The following is a 15,161-nucleotide window of genomic DNA, read 5'->3' as shown; positions in this document are numbered from 1 at the left end:
TTCATATCGTAGTTCATAAGAGGACAAGCTAAATGCTTTGTTGGTAATAAAGATAAACATTGACTAATGACTGTTTTTTGAGCTAACATAATAGAGGTTTTGTGCTCCTTTTGTAGATAGTTTGTTTTTGGGAACAAACAGTCAATACATCTACAATAGGAGCTTTTTTTGTGTTTGTCTATAACTTCTCCCGCTCTATTTACTTATTTTGGAACCTACGCAAAGCCAGTGGGTCTCACCTGTCCCGCTAGTCCCGCAGGAGGTCGCACACCTTCCGCTCCAATCCGTCTACGTTCAGGAAAAATCGATAAAAAACCTTAAAAGCAACATCTTTCAAATAGAGCCTAGTAAAATGAAAGAACCGCATGAAATCAAGTATAAAACCTTGAACTCATGCGGTTATATTTTTCTACTATCCCAACTTATGTCCCAGCCTCTTTTTATATTTGAGTGTTCCGATCCTTCTCTTGTGATTGATCTACAAGCGGACTTTATGGGCATCGTCTCTTGGTGGGCTGCTGTCTTTAAGGCACTCTGTATACCACTTGGGGACATTTTTTCCATGTTTTGCTGTTTTGATTTATACATGGAGGGCTCTGGGGGACATCACCTTCCCGACTTCTCTGTTTTGATGTATCCATGGAGGGCTCTTGGGGACAACATCTTCACGGCTTCTCTGTTTTAATGTACCCATGAAGGGCTCTTGGGGACATCATCTTCACAACTTCTCTGTTTTGATGTACCCATTGAGGGCTCTTGGGGACATCATCTTCACAACTTCTCTGTTTTGATGTACCCATGGAGGGCTCTTGGGGACATCATCTTCATAAATTTACTGATTTGATGTACCCATCGAGGGCTCTTGGGGACATCATCTTCATGACTTCACGGTTTTGATGTACCCATATAAGCCTCTTGGGCACATCTTCTTCAAAACTTCTCTATTTGATGTTCCCATCGAGAACACTTGGGGACATCATCTCACCGACTTCCCTGTTTTGATGTACCCAGCAACGCCCCTGTCTATCTTGAAGCTTGCACAGTTCACAACAATGCCTCCGCCACCAGATCAAACGACTTCAGCTTATCTTCAAAGTCATAGGTGATGGTGACTAACATAATTTCATCTGTTTGATATTGTTCACTTAATTCAAGCAGCTGCTTTTTGACTTTTTCCGGGCTGCCAACGACCATGCGTTTTCGGTTTTCCCTGATCCTCGCTTTTTCAAAAGAACTGTATTGATAGGATGCTGCTTGTTCTGGGCTTGGCGTCCCATTCGAACGCATGCCTTGTTCGACCATCAGGATAGATAAGTCGATGCTTGATGCCACCCGTTCCGCCTCTTCATCCGTTTCTGCGCAAATGACAAAAACGGCTGCCATGTTCTGAGGCTGTGCCAGGAATTTTGATGGCTTGAAGTGCTTTCGATACTGGTCTGTGTACCGCGGTCCTTCTTCGCCATTTATAAACTGTGCGAATGTGTAAGGCAGGCCTTTCTCTGCCGCCAGCATGGCACTAGAAGGACTTGATCCAAGCATCCATACGTCCGGCACCGTGCTGATGATGGGTGACGCCTGAAGGCCATCATATGGGTTGTTTACGGGACGTTCGTCCGTCAGATAACCGAGCAGATCGTCAATTTGTTCAGGATACTGGTCGACATCGCGATAGCTTCCGTTATTTAAAGCCAGCGATGCTCGCGGCATTCCGCCCGGAGCTCTTCCGATACCTAAATCAATCCGGCCGGGATTCAATCCTTCCAGCACCCGGAAATTTTCCGCCACTTTGTATGCACTGTAGTGAGGAAGCATCACACCGCCAGATCCAACCCGTATTTTCCCGGTTTTAGCTGCCAGGTGAGCGATCAGCACCTCTGGCGAAGAACCGGCCAGGCTTGTTGTATCATGATGTTCGGACACCCAGAAGCGGGTGAATCCTAGTTTTTCAACATGCTGTGCAAGCTTTACGGTATTTTCAAGAGCTATTTCAGGGCTCATCCCTTCAGCTACCGGAGACTGATCCAACACACTTAACTTCAAAGACACTTTTTACCAACTCCTTCGTTCGTTCCTAGTGCATATTATTATCTTTTTTGATAAAAGAAATGTCCACTAACATGCTTAATGGAGGGAGGAAGTATGAGACTTCGAATTACCGCAACAAGAGAATGGAAAAAGATGACCCTTTCCCGGGCCATCTTTTTCGATCAGGAACTTTTCTTCCATCCCTGAAATCTTCTATATAGTTTTCCGTTGTAATAAAAAAACTTTGTCACCCAGCCTGAAGCATTGAGGAACTCTTTTGAAAAAGAGTAGACCTTTTGCTGCTTCCAAGCTTTTTCATCCGACAGGTAAACACCGATTAAGCCTTTATTAATTAAACGGTGAAAGTCAGCATGGGGGAGCCGGCTTGTATTTTCGTCTGCTTTTTTTAAAAAGTGAAGCAAACGATGTTTCAACACTTCTTCATTCTCGTAATAGAAACAAAAGTTCAAGTCTCCGCCTTCGATATCTTCCTCTTGGTCGATAAAGTAGTCAAGGAGGATGTGCAGCCCTTGAATATAAGGGAAGTATCCATTGCGGATAGAATCTGCCTGTACGCTTTCAAAATCTTCTCTGAGAGCATAGGATACCAAACAGAATATTCCCAGGGTGGATCCTGAGCATGCCGAGAATTCATACCAATCCATTTCCGGCAGGGTGTCTTTATGCTGCTGAAACCAGCTCTTCAGCCTGTCTGTTCTTTCTTCTTGCTTCACATGCTTATGTATTTGCAAATCACAATAGTAATCACAGAGCTCATGCAGGTACGGCCTGATGGAAGAGTAGCCCGGCACCTCTTTTAAAACAGATTGGCACGTTTGGACAAGGTCTGCCAGGTAGCCTCCATCATCCTGGTCCTCTCTGCAGCGGTAATAGTGCCTCAATGGTGCATCGACCGTCAAAGCATCTTTCATGGATTCGTGAAGGGCCGAAAAATCCTCAGGATCCAGGGATGTGCTGCGATCGCACAGGTTATCAAGATAATCACTGATGGTCTGATAACTGACAATAAATTTGATTGCTCTTTCTTTTTCCATTAACGCCAGAAGAGCCAAAATCGAGCCCCCTTCACAATGAAAGGTCTTATGCCGGATACTGGCAAGCGCCTGCATTCTCAGCTCCTGATTGGGAATCGCTTCCGCTTTTTCTGTCCAAAAGGCCAGCTCCCTGTGGACCGCAGGAAAAACCTTTCGATAAACTTGACTCATCAATGAAATGGGATGAGTGGGTATGGACATTCTCTTCACCTCTCACGATTCTTCATGCATTCAATCCTTCACTACATATCCGATTGTCTTCAACCTGGTTTCCACGAATGTTTTGGCGTATTCAAACACTTCATCGCGCTCCGGTTCGTTAAAAATTTCGTGATAGAACTTAGGCCATTCCTTATAGTGCATTTCTGAAAGCGAAAGCTCATTGAACCATTTTTTTACAGAAGACTTATCTACAATCTTATCATCTCCGCCCTGCATGACCAACAAAGGAATATCGGGCATTTTCCCAACGTTGATAAATGCCTGCTTGACCGCCTTGTCCAATTCCCTGTACCACCGCACAGAAACCTTTGTTACATACAAAGAATCGTTACTGTCGATTTCCCTGACATCCGCATTCCGGGTAGCAAGGTCCACCGACAATCCGGATGAGAATTTCACATGCGGCGCTACCTTATTTAAAATATGAGAAAGAAGGTCAATCGGCTTCGGAGGGGTATCGACCAATCCCAGACATGGAGAAGACAAAATCAGGCCGGCGATATTAATATGAGATTCCTGCATCATCCTCGCAGCAACAAGACCTCCCATGCTATGACCGATTACAAACACCGGCAAATCAAATTGATAGGCCGCCTGGACCCAGTCCTTCACCTCGATGATATATTCATCAAAAGAGTCGATATGTCCTCTTTGAGCTCTTGAAGTCATCCCCTGACCCGGCAGGTCTCCCATTATGACGTGATAGCCTGATGTCCGCCACATTTCAATGAGCCACCCATAACGGCCATGATGCTCCATAGCTCCATGAATAATGACAATGACCGCCTTCGCTTCTTGTTCAGTTTCCCATTTCCACATGGCTATTCCTCCTTGGTCAACATTTGATAATTTATGTTAAACTCAATTTGTTAGTTTTTTTCTAAGCTCTTTTCTATAAGATTGTTGCTTTATTGCTGATTACTCTCACTCTCTCCTTTTATATTGAAGGATTGGAGCGAAAGCCGCACGGCTGTAGTGGAAATCCATTTCCTATACAGTAACAATCATTGTGAAAAGAGCCTTTTTAAAGATACTTGCTTTTGAATCGCTTATTTTACCTTCATCCCTTATTTCGTATGGAGATTGAAGTAGAAGACTTATGACCTTTCAATGTCAATTCTTCAGAGTTATGGGGCTGGAGCTGGATCCATTATGCATCGGCTGCATTATTTAGAAACAGCCATTTATTAAGACTTATTATAACTGCCTTTTGAAAGGAGAAGCAAAATGATTTATGAATATAAAGGTAAAAAACCCAAAATAGCTGATAGCACCTATATTGCTGATTATGTAACGATTACGGGAGACGTCGTCATCGGGGAAGAATCTTCCGTCTGGTTCAACAGTTCCATCCGAGGAGACGTGGCTCCTACCATCATCGGCAGCAAGGTCAATATCCAGGATAACTCAGTTCTTCACCAAAGCCCCAATAACCCGCTTATCCTGGAAGACGAAGTTACCATCGGGCACAGTGTCATTCTACACAGCTGTAAAATCAGAAGAAAAGCGCTGATCGGCATGGGCTCCACCATCCTGGATAATGCTGAAATCGGCGAGGGTGCCTTCATCGGAGCCGGAAGCCTCGTCCCGCAAGGAAAAGTCATCCCTCCTAACAGCCTGGCATTCGGGCGCCCGGCAAAAGTGATCCGGGAGTTAAACGATCATGATATCAGTGAGATGCAAAGGATCTCGAGGGAGTATGCCGAAAAAGGCCAATACTATAAATCACTAAAGCCTCTCAAGTAATAGATTCTACTGTTTTTTACCCATTATCCCTTCCAGTTATTCTTTCTTGGGAGGGATTCTTTGAATGGTGTGCCTTCCAGTGGGATTGGAAGGTTTTTTTTGGGGGTTTCTTCGAGTTTAAAGAAAAGGCATGGAGCTTTAGTTACTAAAGCCCTGCTTGATAACCTTTTCTGCTGAAATTAATGTTCCTTGGGCAGCTAGAGTCTTTCTTGGTGACCTGCTTGGTTAAAAACCTGATTCTTTGGGCGGCTAGAGTCTTTCTTGGTGACCTTTCCCACTGAAATCCCAGTGTTTTGGGCAGCTAAAACCCTTCTTGGCGACCTTTTCCATTGAAATCTCAGTGTTTTGGGTAGCTAGAACCCTTCTTGCTGACCTTTTCCACTGAAATCCTAGCGTTTTGGGCAGCTAGAACACTTCTTGGTGTCCTTTTTTACTGATATCCCAGCGTTTTGGGCAGCTAGAACCCTTCTTGGTGACCTTTTCCACTGAAATCCTAGCGTTTTGGGCAGCTAGAACCCTTCTTGGTGACCTTTTCCGTTGAAATTTCCGCTCTTTGGGTCTCTAAAACCCTCCTTTACACCACTTCACCTTAAAAACCGCACGCTCTGGGTCTCTAGAACCCTCCTTGACACCACTTCACCTTAAAAACCGCACGCTTTGGGTCTCTAAAACTCTCCTTGACACCACTTCACCTTAATATCCGCAYGCTTTGGGTCTCTAGAGYCCTCTTTGACACCACTTCACCTTAAAAACCGCACGCTTTGGGTCTCTAAAACCCTCCTTGACACCACTTCACCTTAACATCCGCACGCTTTGGGTCTCTAGAGTCCTCTTTGACACCACTTCACCTAAATCTCAGCCCGCTCTGGGTCTCTAGAACCCTCCTTGACACCACTTCACCTTAATATCTGCACGCTTTGGGTCTCTAAAACYCTCCTTGACACCACTTCACCTTAACATCCGCACGCTTTAGGTCTCTAAAACYCTCCTTGACACCACTTCGCCTTAAAAACCGCCCGCTCTGGGTCTCTAGAACTCTCCTTGACACCACTTCACCTTAACATCTGCACGCTTTGGATCTCTAAAACTCTCCTTGACACCACTTCACCATAATATCTGCACGCTTTGGGTCTCTAAAACCCTCCTCGACACCACTTCACCTTAAAAACCGCACGCTCTTTAGGTCTCTAAAACTCTCCTTAACACCGCTTCACACAAAACTCCTCTCCCCATAAACAAAAAAGCCCGAAGAAAATACTCCGGGCCTTTAAATGTAACCAATATAAAATTAAGCTTGAACCTGCTGTTTAAGAATCTCAGCTTTGTCAGTACGCTCCCATGGAAGATCAAGGTCGTTTCTGCCAAAGTGGCCGTAAGCAGCTGTCTGCTTGTAAATTGGACGGCGCAGATCAAGCATCTTGATGATACCTGCAGGACGAAGGTCGAAGTTTTTGCTGACAACATCAATCAACGCCTCTTCAGATACTGTGCCTGTGCCAAATGTATCGATAGAAATAGATACAGGGCGGGCTACACCAATTGCGTACGCAAGCTGAACCTCACATTTTTCAGCAAGTCCGGCAGCAACGATGTTTTTCGCTACATAACGGGCAGCATAGGCAGCAGAGCGGTCAACCTTTGTCGCATCCTTACCAGAGAATGCACCGCCGCCGTGGCGAGCATATCCGCCATACGTATCAACGATGATTTTACGGCCAGTAAGGCCTGCATCCCCTTGAGGTCCGCCGATAACGAAACGGCCAGTAGGATTGATGAAGTATTTTGTCTCATCATCGATAAGCTCTTTAGGAACAACTGGATCGATGACATACTCTTTAAGATTTCGCTGGATACGCTCCAATGAAACTTCTGGATGATGCTGAGTTGAGATAACAATTGTGTCGATGCGGACAGGTTTGTCATTTTCATCATACTCAACTGTCACCTGAGTTTTACCGTCTGGGCGAAGGTATGGAAGCACATCATCCTTGCGCACTTCAGTCAGGCGGCGGGAAATTTTATGAGCCAAAGAGATTGGAAGAGGCATAAGCTCTTTCGTCTCATTACAAGCAAATCCGAACATTAGACCTTGGTCTCCAGCACCGATTGCATCGATTTCTTCATCGCTCATTTGTCCTTCACGGGCTTCAAGCGCCTGGTCGACACCCATTGCAATGTCGGCAGACTGCTCATCGATAGAAGTCAATACTGCACATGTTTCAGCATCGAAACCGTATTTCGCGCGGGTATATCCAATTCCTCTGATTGTTTCCCGCACAATCTTTGGAATATCTACATAAGTATTCGTTGTAATTTCTCCAGCAACCAATACTAGACCAGTAGTCACAGACGTTTCGCAGGCTACGCGTGCATTCGGGTCATTTGCAAGGATTGCATCTAGGATAGAATCGGAAATTTGATCACAAATTTTATCTGGGTGTCCTTCCGTTACGGACTCAGATGTAAACAGACGACGTTTAGTTGACATCGGTGTTCCTCCCTTAGAAAAAAATAATTGGCAGAACAGAAAACCGGCCTGTTCTCAATACTTAATCACGGTACTCATTCCCTTAGTAGTATGAAGTAAACATGGAGATTTTATCAAAAGAACTCAGCGCCGGGGCTGAAAGTTTCCAATAAAAAAACCTTCCCGTCTAAAAATAGAGGAAAGGTTGTGATTTAAGCCGCGCCTTTCACTCTTATTGATCAAGGAATATCCTTGCATCAGATTAGCACCTTTGCCTGGAAGTAACCTGTACAGGATCGTTTAAGTCTTCCTGTACTATTCTTCACAAGCAGGTTGCTGGGTTTCATTGGGGCTGTCCCTCCACCAGCTCGGAATAAGAGTATCCGTTCAATGGTCAATATTAACTTACTTTGTCAAAACGTGTCAACCATTTTTATTCAAGACCAAATTTTCTGGTTAATCCCTTATTCCTAAAGGATTAGTTGCTAATGCGGCAAGCCTAAAAAAGTTTCTGGAAATTTGTAAATCTATGCTTCAATTCACACAAAACTTCCTATATAATAAGATTCGCCATGAAAACGGTAACATTTTTCAAGAATTTGCAATATCATAACTTATTATAGATTATTCCTGCTTTTTTAATCGGTGTCGATCCAGCTTAGAAGGGCACGTTCATTTTGTTACGGATAGCACTCTGTCTGTTCTGTTCCGTGTCACCAAAAGAGGACTGACACTTATTAAGTTAAAAATAAATGTTTACCTCCCCCTCTTTAAGACTAAATCATAAATAGGGTGTAAAATGGCAGCGCTCTCATTTATTTATAAAGGATAATTGTGACAATTTGTTAACAGGTTTAAAAAATATCTAAATAGTATAGACTAATTGTTTTATTGTGTTATACTATTTCTTGAGAAACAAAGGGGTATTTCAATATCGCTCTCCTTTTAAAAGCTTTTCACTGCTGCTCCTGTCCAAAATAAGACAGCCGCACTGAGGGGATAGGATTGTTTTTTAAAAGGAGAGCACTAAATAATGTACAAAGGAAGGTTAGTTACTATGACTTCAGTTAGCCTGTCTAATAAACTAAATGAATTACTTAATGGGAAGAACATAAAAGTACAATTATCTGTACCTCAATTAGTTGAGAAGGTTTTGAATCGAAATGAAGGAATTCTGACTAATTCAGGTGCTGTCCGTGCAGAGACAGGCAAATATACTGGCCGTTCTCCACAGGATAAATTCACTGTTGAAGAACCTTCGACGAAAGATAAGATTGAATGGGGCTCTGTGAATCAGCCGATTTCCACAGAAAGCTTTGACAAACTATATAATAAAGTCATTGATTACTTACAAGAAAAAGAAGAAATTTTTGAATTCAAAGGTTTTGCAGGAGCAGACCCTAAGCACCGTATGCCGATCAGGGTCATCAACGAATATGCCTGGCATAACCTGTTTGCCCACCAGCTTTTCATCCGTCCCAGCCAAGAGGAATTGAAGGATCACAATGCAGAATTCACCGTAATCTCTGCTCCTACTTTTAAAGCGGATCCGGCTGTTGATGGAACAAACTCCGAGACATTCATCATCGTTTCTTTTGAAAAGAGAACAGTGTTAATCGGAGGAACTGAGTATGCAGGCGAAATGAAGAAGTCCATTTTCTCCGTGATGAACTTCATGCTTCCTGAAAATGATATCCTTTCCATGCACTGCTCTGCCAACGTTGGCCAGGAAGGCGATGTCGCACTGTTCTTCGGCCTTTCCGGAACAGGAAAAACAACTCTTTCTGCTGATCCAAACCGCCGTTTGATCGGTGATGACGAGCATGGCTGGTCTCCAAATGGAGTCTTCAATATTGAAGGCGGCTGCTATGCCAAAACCATCGATCTTACACGTGAAAAAGAACCGCAAATCTTCGATGCCATCCGCTTTGGATCTGTACTCGAAAATGTAATGATGGATGAAAACTCACGCATCCCGGATTATGAAGACAGTACACTTACGGAAAATACACGTGCTGCTTATCCGCTTCAGGCCATCGATAATATCGTTGACCCGAGTGTTGCGGGACATCCTAATACGATCATTTTTCTTACAGCAGATGCATTCGGAGTACTGCCTCCGATCAGCAAGCTGACCAAAGAGCAGGCTATGTATCATTTCTTGAGCGGATATACATCCAAGCTGGCAGGTACGGAAAGAGGAATCACTTCTCCTCAGGCGACATTCTCTACATGCTTCGGTTCTCCATTCCTGCCGCTTCCTGCTACAGTGTATGCAGAAATGCTTGGAAAGAAGATTGATGAGCACAATGCACAGGTATATCTAGTGAACACAGGATGGACTGGCGGCGAGTATGGTGTCGGCAGCAGAATGAAGCTTTCTTATACACGTGCTATGGTGCAAGCGGCTCTAGAAGGGGAACTGGCGAACGTGGAAACAGCCACGGATGATATTTTCGGCCTTAGAATCCCAGTGCATGTACCAGGTGTTCCTGATGAAGTGCTGCAGCCGCGCAAGACTTGGTCTGACGAAGAGGCTTATATCGAAAAAGCAAAAGAACTTGCAGGCAAATTCAAAAACAACTTTACTAAATTCTCGAACGTCCCTGAAGAGATTCAATCCAAGGGCGGACCTAATAAAGGATAAAATACTAAAGGCGGGCTCCTAAAACGGGCCCGCCTCTTCTATTTAATTCGTGCTGTTAAGTGAAATCAGCTGATAAGTGATCACCGTTTCTCCATTTTCCCATTGAAGCCGCTTGATTTCCCCGATTCCATTGGTTTCACCGTCTTTTGTTCTCTTGACCTCTACTGGAATTTCCATAGGATATAAACGATAGCCTTCCTTCACCAGCTGAAATGTATTTTCCTCTAATCTCTTTTCTCTGCCTTTTGTAACAACCATTGTATTTAATTCAAGACCCATTCCCACTGAACAACACTTCCTTTAGCTGTATTTTTTCATCCAGTCACAAACCAGTTTGACGATTTCCCTGTTGATGGACGGAGGAAAATAATGTGTATAGTTTTCAAAATAATAGGTATCGACCGGTTTGTCCAGTTCTTTCAAACGGTTTTCAAGTCTGTGGGCATGTTCAATGGACACATTGTGATCCTTTGCACCATGAACGATAAGGACCGGAGCCTCTATTTCATCCAACCTGTATAATGGTGTCCTCCACTTGTATCGTATAGGATACTTCTTTGGCGTACCGCCGATGACTCTCTTCATCATCCTGCGAAGGTCTTTCCGTTCCCCATATGTCAGCACCATATCGGAAACTCCGCCCCACGTAACGACCGATGCAGTATCTTTTTTATCTATCGCAGTCAGCAGTCCCATGACACCTCCCCTGGAAAAGCCGAACACATGGACCTTCTTTCCAAGCACCCTTGGATGGTCAGACAACAAGTCAAACGCAGCATACGCATCATTCCGGTCGTCCCCCGCAAAGTCCTCATTCCCTTCCCCACCCTGGTTTCCACGGTAAAAAGGAGCGAAAACAATGAATCCTTCTGAAGCAAATTGAGCAATGCGCGCCGGACGTACCTGCCCGACATTTTTGATGCCGCCTCTTAAATATAAAAATCCAGGGTAGGGCTGGTCATCTTTAGGCTGGGCCATCATGCCTTTCACACGGAGACCTTCTGCATAATATGTAACCGAATAAAGCTCTACCGAGGGATTTGGTGAAGGATAAATTTCTTTTTCTAATATAGTCCCGTTTTTCATCTTCTCACCCTTTCATTTTGATAATGGCTGTTTTCGCATAGATTGTGGCTATTTTAAAAGTAATGGATTTCCACTCCAGGCGCACGACTCCGCGGGGCGGGCGCCCGGCCTCCTCGGCTTCGCCTGCGGGTTCTCATCTGTCCCGCTAGTCCCGCAGGAGGTCGCACGCCTGCAGCGAAGATCCTTCTAGTGAAAATAGGGAGGAGGAAAATAAAGCGCTCAAAAGCAACAATCTTTTAGAAAAGAGCCTTGATAATAGATTTAAGTCCCCTGCATGATTACTTTTTTGTTTTGTCGATTTGATACCTCTTATCCCCTTCAGTAAAAAATTCCGTTCGCCACTTTGCGGTCTAGGCTATCACACATTTTTTATTTTTACATACGATAGGTAGCAAACAATATATGTTTGTCATCCCCGGTATATCGACTCTTTGCAGCCAATAGGACCGCGGGCCGTGGCAGCATAAAAGGAGAGGAACCAAATTGAAAAGGCTGCTGAAGATTAGTTTTTCATTCTTTATGATCCTCATTCTCTCAATCGGTGTTTGGGGCTGTTCCAATGAAGAAGAGAAATTAGAGAAAGTGAGAATTGCCGAAGTGACGCGTTCCATTTTCTATGCTCCTCAATATGTTGCCATTGAAAAAGGCTTCTTTGAAGAAGAAGGACTGGATATTGAACTGACTACAACATGGGGCGGAGACAAAACCATGACAACCCTGCTTGCCGATGGAGCCGATGTTGCTCTTGTAGGTTCAGAAACCAGTATTTATGTCGATTCACAGGGCTCCAGTGACCCTGTCATCAACTTTGCTCAACTGACACAAACGGACGGAACCTTTCTCGTTGCAAGGGAAAACGTTGAAAACTTTGAATGGGATCAATTAAAGGGTTCAACTTTCCTCGGCCAGCGTAAAGGCGGGATGCCGCAGATGGTTGGAGAATTTGTGCTGAAAAAACAGGGAATCAACCCGCAGGAAGACCTTGATCTGATCCAGAATATAGATTTCGCGAATATTCCAAACGCTTTCGCATCCGGTACGGGAGACTACGTACAATTGTTCGAACCGACCGCATCCATTTTTGAAAAAGAAGGAAAAGGATATATCGTCGCTTCTTTTGGTGAACAATCCGGTCATGTACCTTATACCACATTCATGGCAAAAGAAAGCTTCATGAAAGAAAATAATGAAACCGTCGAGAAGTTTACAAGAGCGATTTACAAAGCCCAGAAATGGGTGGAAGAGCATGAGCCCTCTGAAACGGCCGAGCTGATCCAATCCTATTTCGAGGACACTGAACTCGACATTATCGAAACAGTTGTCGATCGATACAGAAGCCAGGGTTCCTTTGCCCCTGATCCTATTCTAGATGAAGAAGAATGGAACAATCTGCAGGATATCATGGACGAAGCGGGCGAACTCCCTGGACGGATTCCTCATGAAAAATTAGTTAATACCACTATAGCTGAAGAGATAATGAATGAATAATGTAATGTGAGCGAATGTCTTGGTTAGTCCATTTCCCGGGCTAACCTCTCTTTCGCTTATACACCAAGTAAGGAGGAATACCGAATGGAGCTTCTCGAAATAGACAGCATTCATCATACCTATTTCACACCAGACTCTGCCACAACGGCTCTGGAAGACATCTCATTGACTGTGACGGAAGGGGAATTTGTCTCTTTTCTCGGTCCAAGCGGATGCGGAAAAACCACATTGCTCTCCATCATTGCAGGTCTTTTCCAACCCAGTTCCGGAAGAGTCACGATTGAAGGAGAGTCAATAGAAAAGAACAAACATAAAATCGGCTATATGCTTCAGCAGGACTATTTGTTTCCGTGGAAGAATATCGAGGAAAACATCCTGCTTGGGTTAAAAACAATGAATCGGCTGACCGCCGAAAAGAAGGCTTGGGCCTTGAACCTGCTGGATGAAATCGGCCTTGAAGGAGTCGCGAAGCAATCTCCTAACCAGTTGTCAGGTGGAATGAGACAGCGCGCTGCACTTGTCCGTACTCTAGCACTGGAGCCAAAGCTGCTTCTGCTCGATGAACCTTTTTCCGCCCTCGATTATCAAACCAAACTGAAGCTTGAGGATCTCGTATTTCAAACGTTAAAGTCATTCAACAAAACAGCACTGCTTGTCACCCATGATATCGGCGAAGCCATTGCCATGAGTGACAGGATTGTCCTTCTATCCGCCAAACCTGGCAGAGTACACAAAGTAGTCCATGTACCGAAAGAGCTCAGGGAACTGGTGCCTTTCCACGCTAGAAACCATGAAGCCTATTCAGTCTGCTTTCAAGGTATATGGAAGGAGTTGGAGACTCTTGAGTCCGCAAAGTAACATTGAAAAACAGCACGAACATTTTTTGCAGAGCTTGAAAAAAGAACGAAAAATGGTCCGGTTGTATCAGCTGCTGATTTTCATTTCCTTCTTTTCTATTTGGGAAACTGCAAGCCGCTTAAAATGGATTGATCCCCTGATATTCAGTTCTCCTTATAAAATAGGAAATCTGTTTATTGAAAAGATCGGAGACGGTTCACTTATCACGCATATCACTATTACATTGGGAGAAACCGTTGCAGGATTTATTCTTGGTACACTGCTGGGCACTTTGCTGGCTGCGGTCTTATGGTGGTCGCCATTTTTGTCCAAAGTACTCGACCCCTATCTTGTCATCCTGAATGCCATGCCGAAAGTAGCATTAGGTCCGATACTGATTGTTGCCCTGGGACCGGGTTTAACTTCCATTATCGCCATGGGCGCCATCATCTCCATCATCATCACGACTATCGTGGTCTACACCTCTTTCAGGGAAGTTGACCCGAACTACTTGAAAGTCATGCAAACATTCGGTGCAACCCGGGCACAGACATTTAAAGAAGCAATTCTGCCTGCATCATTTCCAACGATCATCTCCACTCTAAAGGTCAACGTGGGCTTGTCCTGGGTAGGCGTGATTGTCGGTGAATTCCTGGTTTCAGCCAAAGGACTCGGCTATATGATCATATACGGTTTCCAAGTATTCAACTTCTCGCTCGTATTACTCTCATTGCTGATCATCGCAGTGTTTGCCACGATTATGTACAAAGTTGTGGAAGTACTTGAGAAAAAATTAATAAAGTTTTAACACAAAAGTGCAAGCGCCTTGACCAGCCCCGAGGGGCTAGGCGCTGGAACTAGACGGCTACAAATGTGCAAGCGCCTTGACCAGCCCCGACAGGCAAATGTTCCGGAGAGAAAAAAAGGTGGTTTTCCTTTTATTCTCTTCGGGTTATTTGACCCCGAGGGGCTAAGTCTGTTCCGGTGGGTACGGATCCTCAGGCGCTGGAACTAGAAGAAGCATGCATACCTTATTTTTGTATAAATCCCTGCTCATACAAATATTGCAGTGACTTAGTGACAACCTCATCCTTCATCACGAAACTGAATTGTTCATCCTCTTTTAAAGAATTCAAATCTCCGCTCCAAATCTGCGGTCCCTCTGTTTCCAGGTAGTCTCCTTTATCCTGCAGGAAATCCACTTGAGCAAAAAAGATCGCTTTTGCAAAAGGCTTCTGCTGGTTTACCTTATAAGTTCCAACCCGAATGAGCTGCGAGGCCTTTCCGCCAGTCTCTTCATACAGTTCTCGTGTGGCGGCTTCCTCAAGTGTTTCTCCCTCTTCTACTTTCCCTCCAGGAAATTCAAGCCCCCTTATTTTATGTCGGGTCAAGAGCCACCCACCTTTATAAATGGCAATCACCAATACATGTTTAGGTATGATAGGGAAATCAGCGGCACCTAATGACAGTTCAACCTGGTATCCATTGTAGTCTAAAAATTTTTCCATTTGATTTCACCATTTCTATGTAGTCTGATAATTTTAACTTAGGTGTTCTGTTAGGCTGGGTAGACCTACAATTTTGGTAC

12 protein-coding genes and 1 riboswitch are annotated in these 15,161 nt (G+C 44.3%); of the genes, 5 read left to right on the top strand and 7 right to left on the bottom strand.

Annotation, left to right across the window (positions count from 1 at the left end; genetic code table 11):
* Nucleotides 1–1,044: 1,044 nt before the first annotated feature.
* The 3 genes from FZC79_RS21500 to FZC79_RS21490 all read right to left on the bottom strand — a co-directional run bounded on the left by FZC79_RS21500 (nt 1,045) and on the right by FZC79_RS21490 (nt 4,121).
* The gene (locus FZC79_RS21500) at nt 1,045–2,046 is read right to left on the bottom strand and encodes an LLM class flavin-dependent oxidoreductase (protein WP_148948693.1); all 1,002 of its coding nucleotides are present in this window, start codon (nt 2,044–2,046) and stop codon (nt 1,045–1,047) included.
* A 161-nt stretch (nt 2,047–2,207) separates the two neighbouring features.
* Entirely contained in the window at nt 2,208–3,281 is a 1,074-nt protein-coding gene (locus FZC79_RS21495; protein ID WP_148948692.1) for a tetraprenyl-beta-curcumene synthase family protein, read from the bottom strand.
* A gap of 30 nt (nt 3,282–3,311) precedes the next feature.
* A complete protein-coding gene (locus tag FZC79_RS21490) occupies nt 3,312–4,121 on the bottom strand; it encodes an alpha/beta hydrolase (RefSeq protein ID WP_148948691.1) in 810 nt (269 codons plus the stop codon).
* Nucleotides 4,122–4,529: 408 nt separating this feature from the next.
* Between FZC79_RS21490 and FZC79_RS21485 the strand changes: the two genes are divergently transcribed.
* Complete coding sequence (locus tag FZC79_RS21485) at nt 4,530–5,048, top strand: gamma carbonic anhydrase (protein ID WP_148948690.1); 519 nt, start codon at nt 4,530–4,532, stop codon at nt 5,046–5,048.
* A 1,288-nt stretch (nt 5,049–6,336) separates the two neighbouring features.
* Here the strand turns inward: FZC79_RS21485 and metK are convergent.
* Nucleotides 6,337–7,536 carry a methionine adenosyltransferase gene (metK, locus tag FZC79_RS21480; protein ID WP_148948689.1) on the bottom strand — a complete coding sequence of 400 codons (1,200 nt, stop codon included), beginning with the start codon at nt 7,534–7,536 and terminating at the stop codon, nt 6,337–6,339.
* A gap of 208 nt (nt 7,537–7,744) precedes the next feature.
* Nucleotides 7,745–7,895: riboswitch (SAM riboswitch) on the bottom strand.
* A 677-nt stretch (nt 7,896–8,572) separates the two neighbouring features.
* On the opposite strand from metK, the gene pckA reads away from it, so the two are divergent.
* The gene (gene pckA / locus FZC79_RS21475) at nt 8,573–10,162 is read left to right on the top strand and encodes a phosphoenolpyruvate carboxykinase (ATP) (RefSeq protein WP_148948688.1); all 1,590 of its coding nucleotides are present in this window, start codon (nt 8,573–8,575) and stop codon (nt 10,160–10,162) included.
* A gap of 42 nt (nt 10,163–10,204) precedes the next feature.
* Here the strand turns inward: pckA and FZC79_RS21470 are convergent, their stop codons facing one another.
* Together FZC79_RS21470 and FZC79_RS21465 are read right to left on the bottom strand one after the other, a co-directional pair.
* Nucleotides 10,205–10,447, bottom strand: coding sequence for a DUF2584 domain-containing protein (locus FZC79_RS21470; RefSeq protein WP_148948687.1), 243 nt, complete (start codon nt 10,445–10,447; stop codon nt 10,205–10,207).
* A gap of 15 nt (nt 10,448–10,462) precedes the next feature.
* Nucleotides 10,463–11,248 carry an alpha/beta hydrolase family protein gene (locus FZC79_RS21465; protein WP_148948686.1) on the bottom strand — a complete coding sequence of 262 codons (786 nt, stop codon included), beginning with the start codon at nt 11,246–11,248 and terminating at the stop codon, nt 10,463–10,465.
* 483 nt (nt 11,249–11,731) lie between these two features.
* Between FZC79_RS21465 and FZC79_RS21460 the strand changes: the two genes are divergently transcribed.
* The 3 genes from FZC79_RS21460 (at nt 11,732) to FZC79_RS21450 (ending at nt 14,381) form a co-directional block, all read left to right on the top strand.
* The gene (locus FZC79_RS21460; RefSeq protein WP_148948685.1) at nt 11,732–12,736 is read left to right on the top strand and encodes an ABC transporter substrate-binding protein; all 1,005 of its coding nucleotides are present in this window, start codon (nt 11,732–11,734) and stop codon (nt 12,734–12,736) included.
* An 84-nt stretch (nt 12,737–12,820) separates the two neighbouring features.
* On the top strand, nt 12,821–13,594 hold the full coding sequence (locus FZC79_RS21455) for an ABC transporter ATP-binding protein (protein WP_148948684.1): 774 nt from the start codon (nt 12,821–12,823) through the stop codon (nt 13,592–13,594).
* The gene (locus FZC79_RS21450; RefSeq protein WP_148948683.1) at nt 13,578–14,381 is read left to right on the top strand and encodes an ABC transporter permease; all 804 of its coding nucleotides are present in this window, start codon (nt 13,578–13,580) and stop codon (nt 14,379–14,381) included. Before FZC79_RS21455 ends, FZC79_RS21450 begins: the two co-directional genes overlap by 17 nt.
* Before the next feature lie 223 nt (nt 14,382–14,604).
* Here FZC79_RS21450 and ytkD read toward each other — a convergent pair whose 3' ends face one another.
* Nucleotides 14,605–15,081, bottom strand: coding sequence for an RNA deprotection pyrophosphohydrolase (gene ytkD / locus FZC79_RS21445; RefSeq protein WP_148948682.1), 477 nt, complete (start codon nt 15,079–15,081; stop codon nt 14,605–14,607).
* Nucleotides 15,082–15,161 lie beyond the last annotated feature (80 nt).

The organism is Rossellomorea vietnamensis, from assembly GCF_008180615.1.
Taxonomy (GTDB): domain Bacteria; phylum Bacillota; class Bacilli; order Bacillales; family Bacillaceae_B; genus Rossellomorea; species Rossellomorea vietnamensis_D.
Note: the sequence above shows the minus strand (reverse complement) of the source record. Positions and strands in the feature narration are given on the sequence as shown.

Bases quoted from the DNA above. Each gene is read 5' to 3' on its own strand.
- FZC79_RS21485 (WP_148948690.1), top strand. From the start codon at position 4,530: ATGATTTATGAATATAAAGGTAAAAAACCCAAAATAGCTGATAGCACC.
- ytkD (WP_148948682.1), bottom strand. From the start codon at position 15,081: ATGGAAAAATTTTTAGACTACAATGGATACCAGGTTGAACTGTCATTA.
- metK (WP_148948689.1), bottom strand. From the start codon at position 7,536: ATGTCAACTAAACGTCGTCTGTTTACATCTGAGTCCGTAACGGAAGGA.
- FZC79_RS21490 (WP_148948691.1), bottom strand. From the start codon at position 4,121: ATGTGGAAATGGGAAACTGAACAAGAAGCGAAGGCGGTCATTGTCATT.
- FZC79_RS21465 (WP_148948686.1), bottom strand. From the start codon at position 11,248: ATGAAAAACGGGACTATATTAGAAAAAGAAATTTATCCTTCACCAAAT.
- pckA (WP_148948688.1), top strand. From the start codon at position 8,573: ATGACTTCAGTTAGCCTGTCTAATAAACTAAATGAATTACTTAATGGG.
- FZC79_RS21455 (WP_148948684.1), top strand. From the start codon at position 12,821: ATGGAGCTTCTCGAAATAGACAGCATTCATCATACCTATTTCACACCA.
- FZC79_RS21495 (WP_148948692.1), bottom strand. From the start codon at position 3,281: ATGTCCATACCCACTCATCCCATTTCATTGATGAGTCAAGTTTATCGA.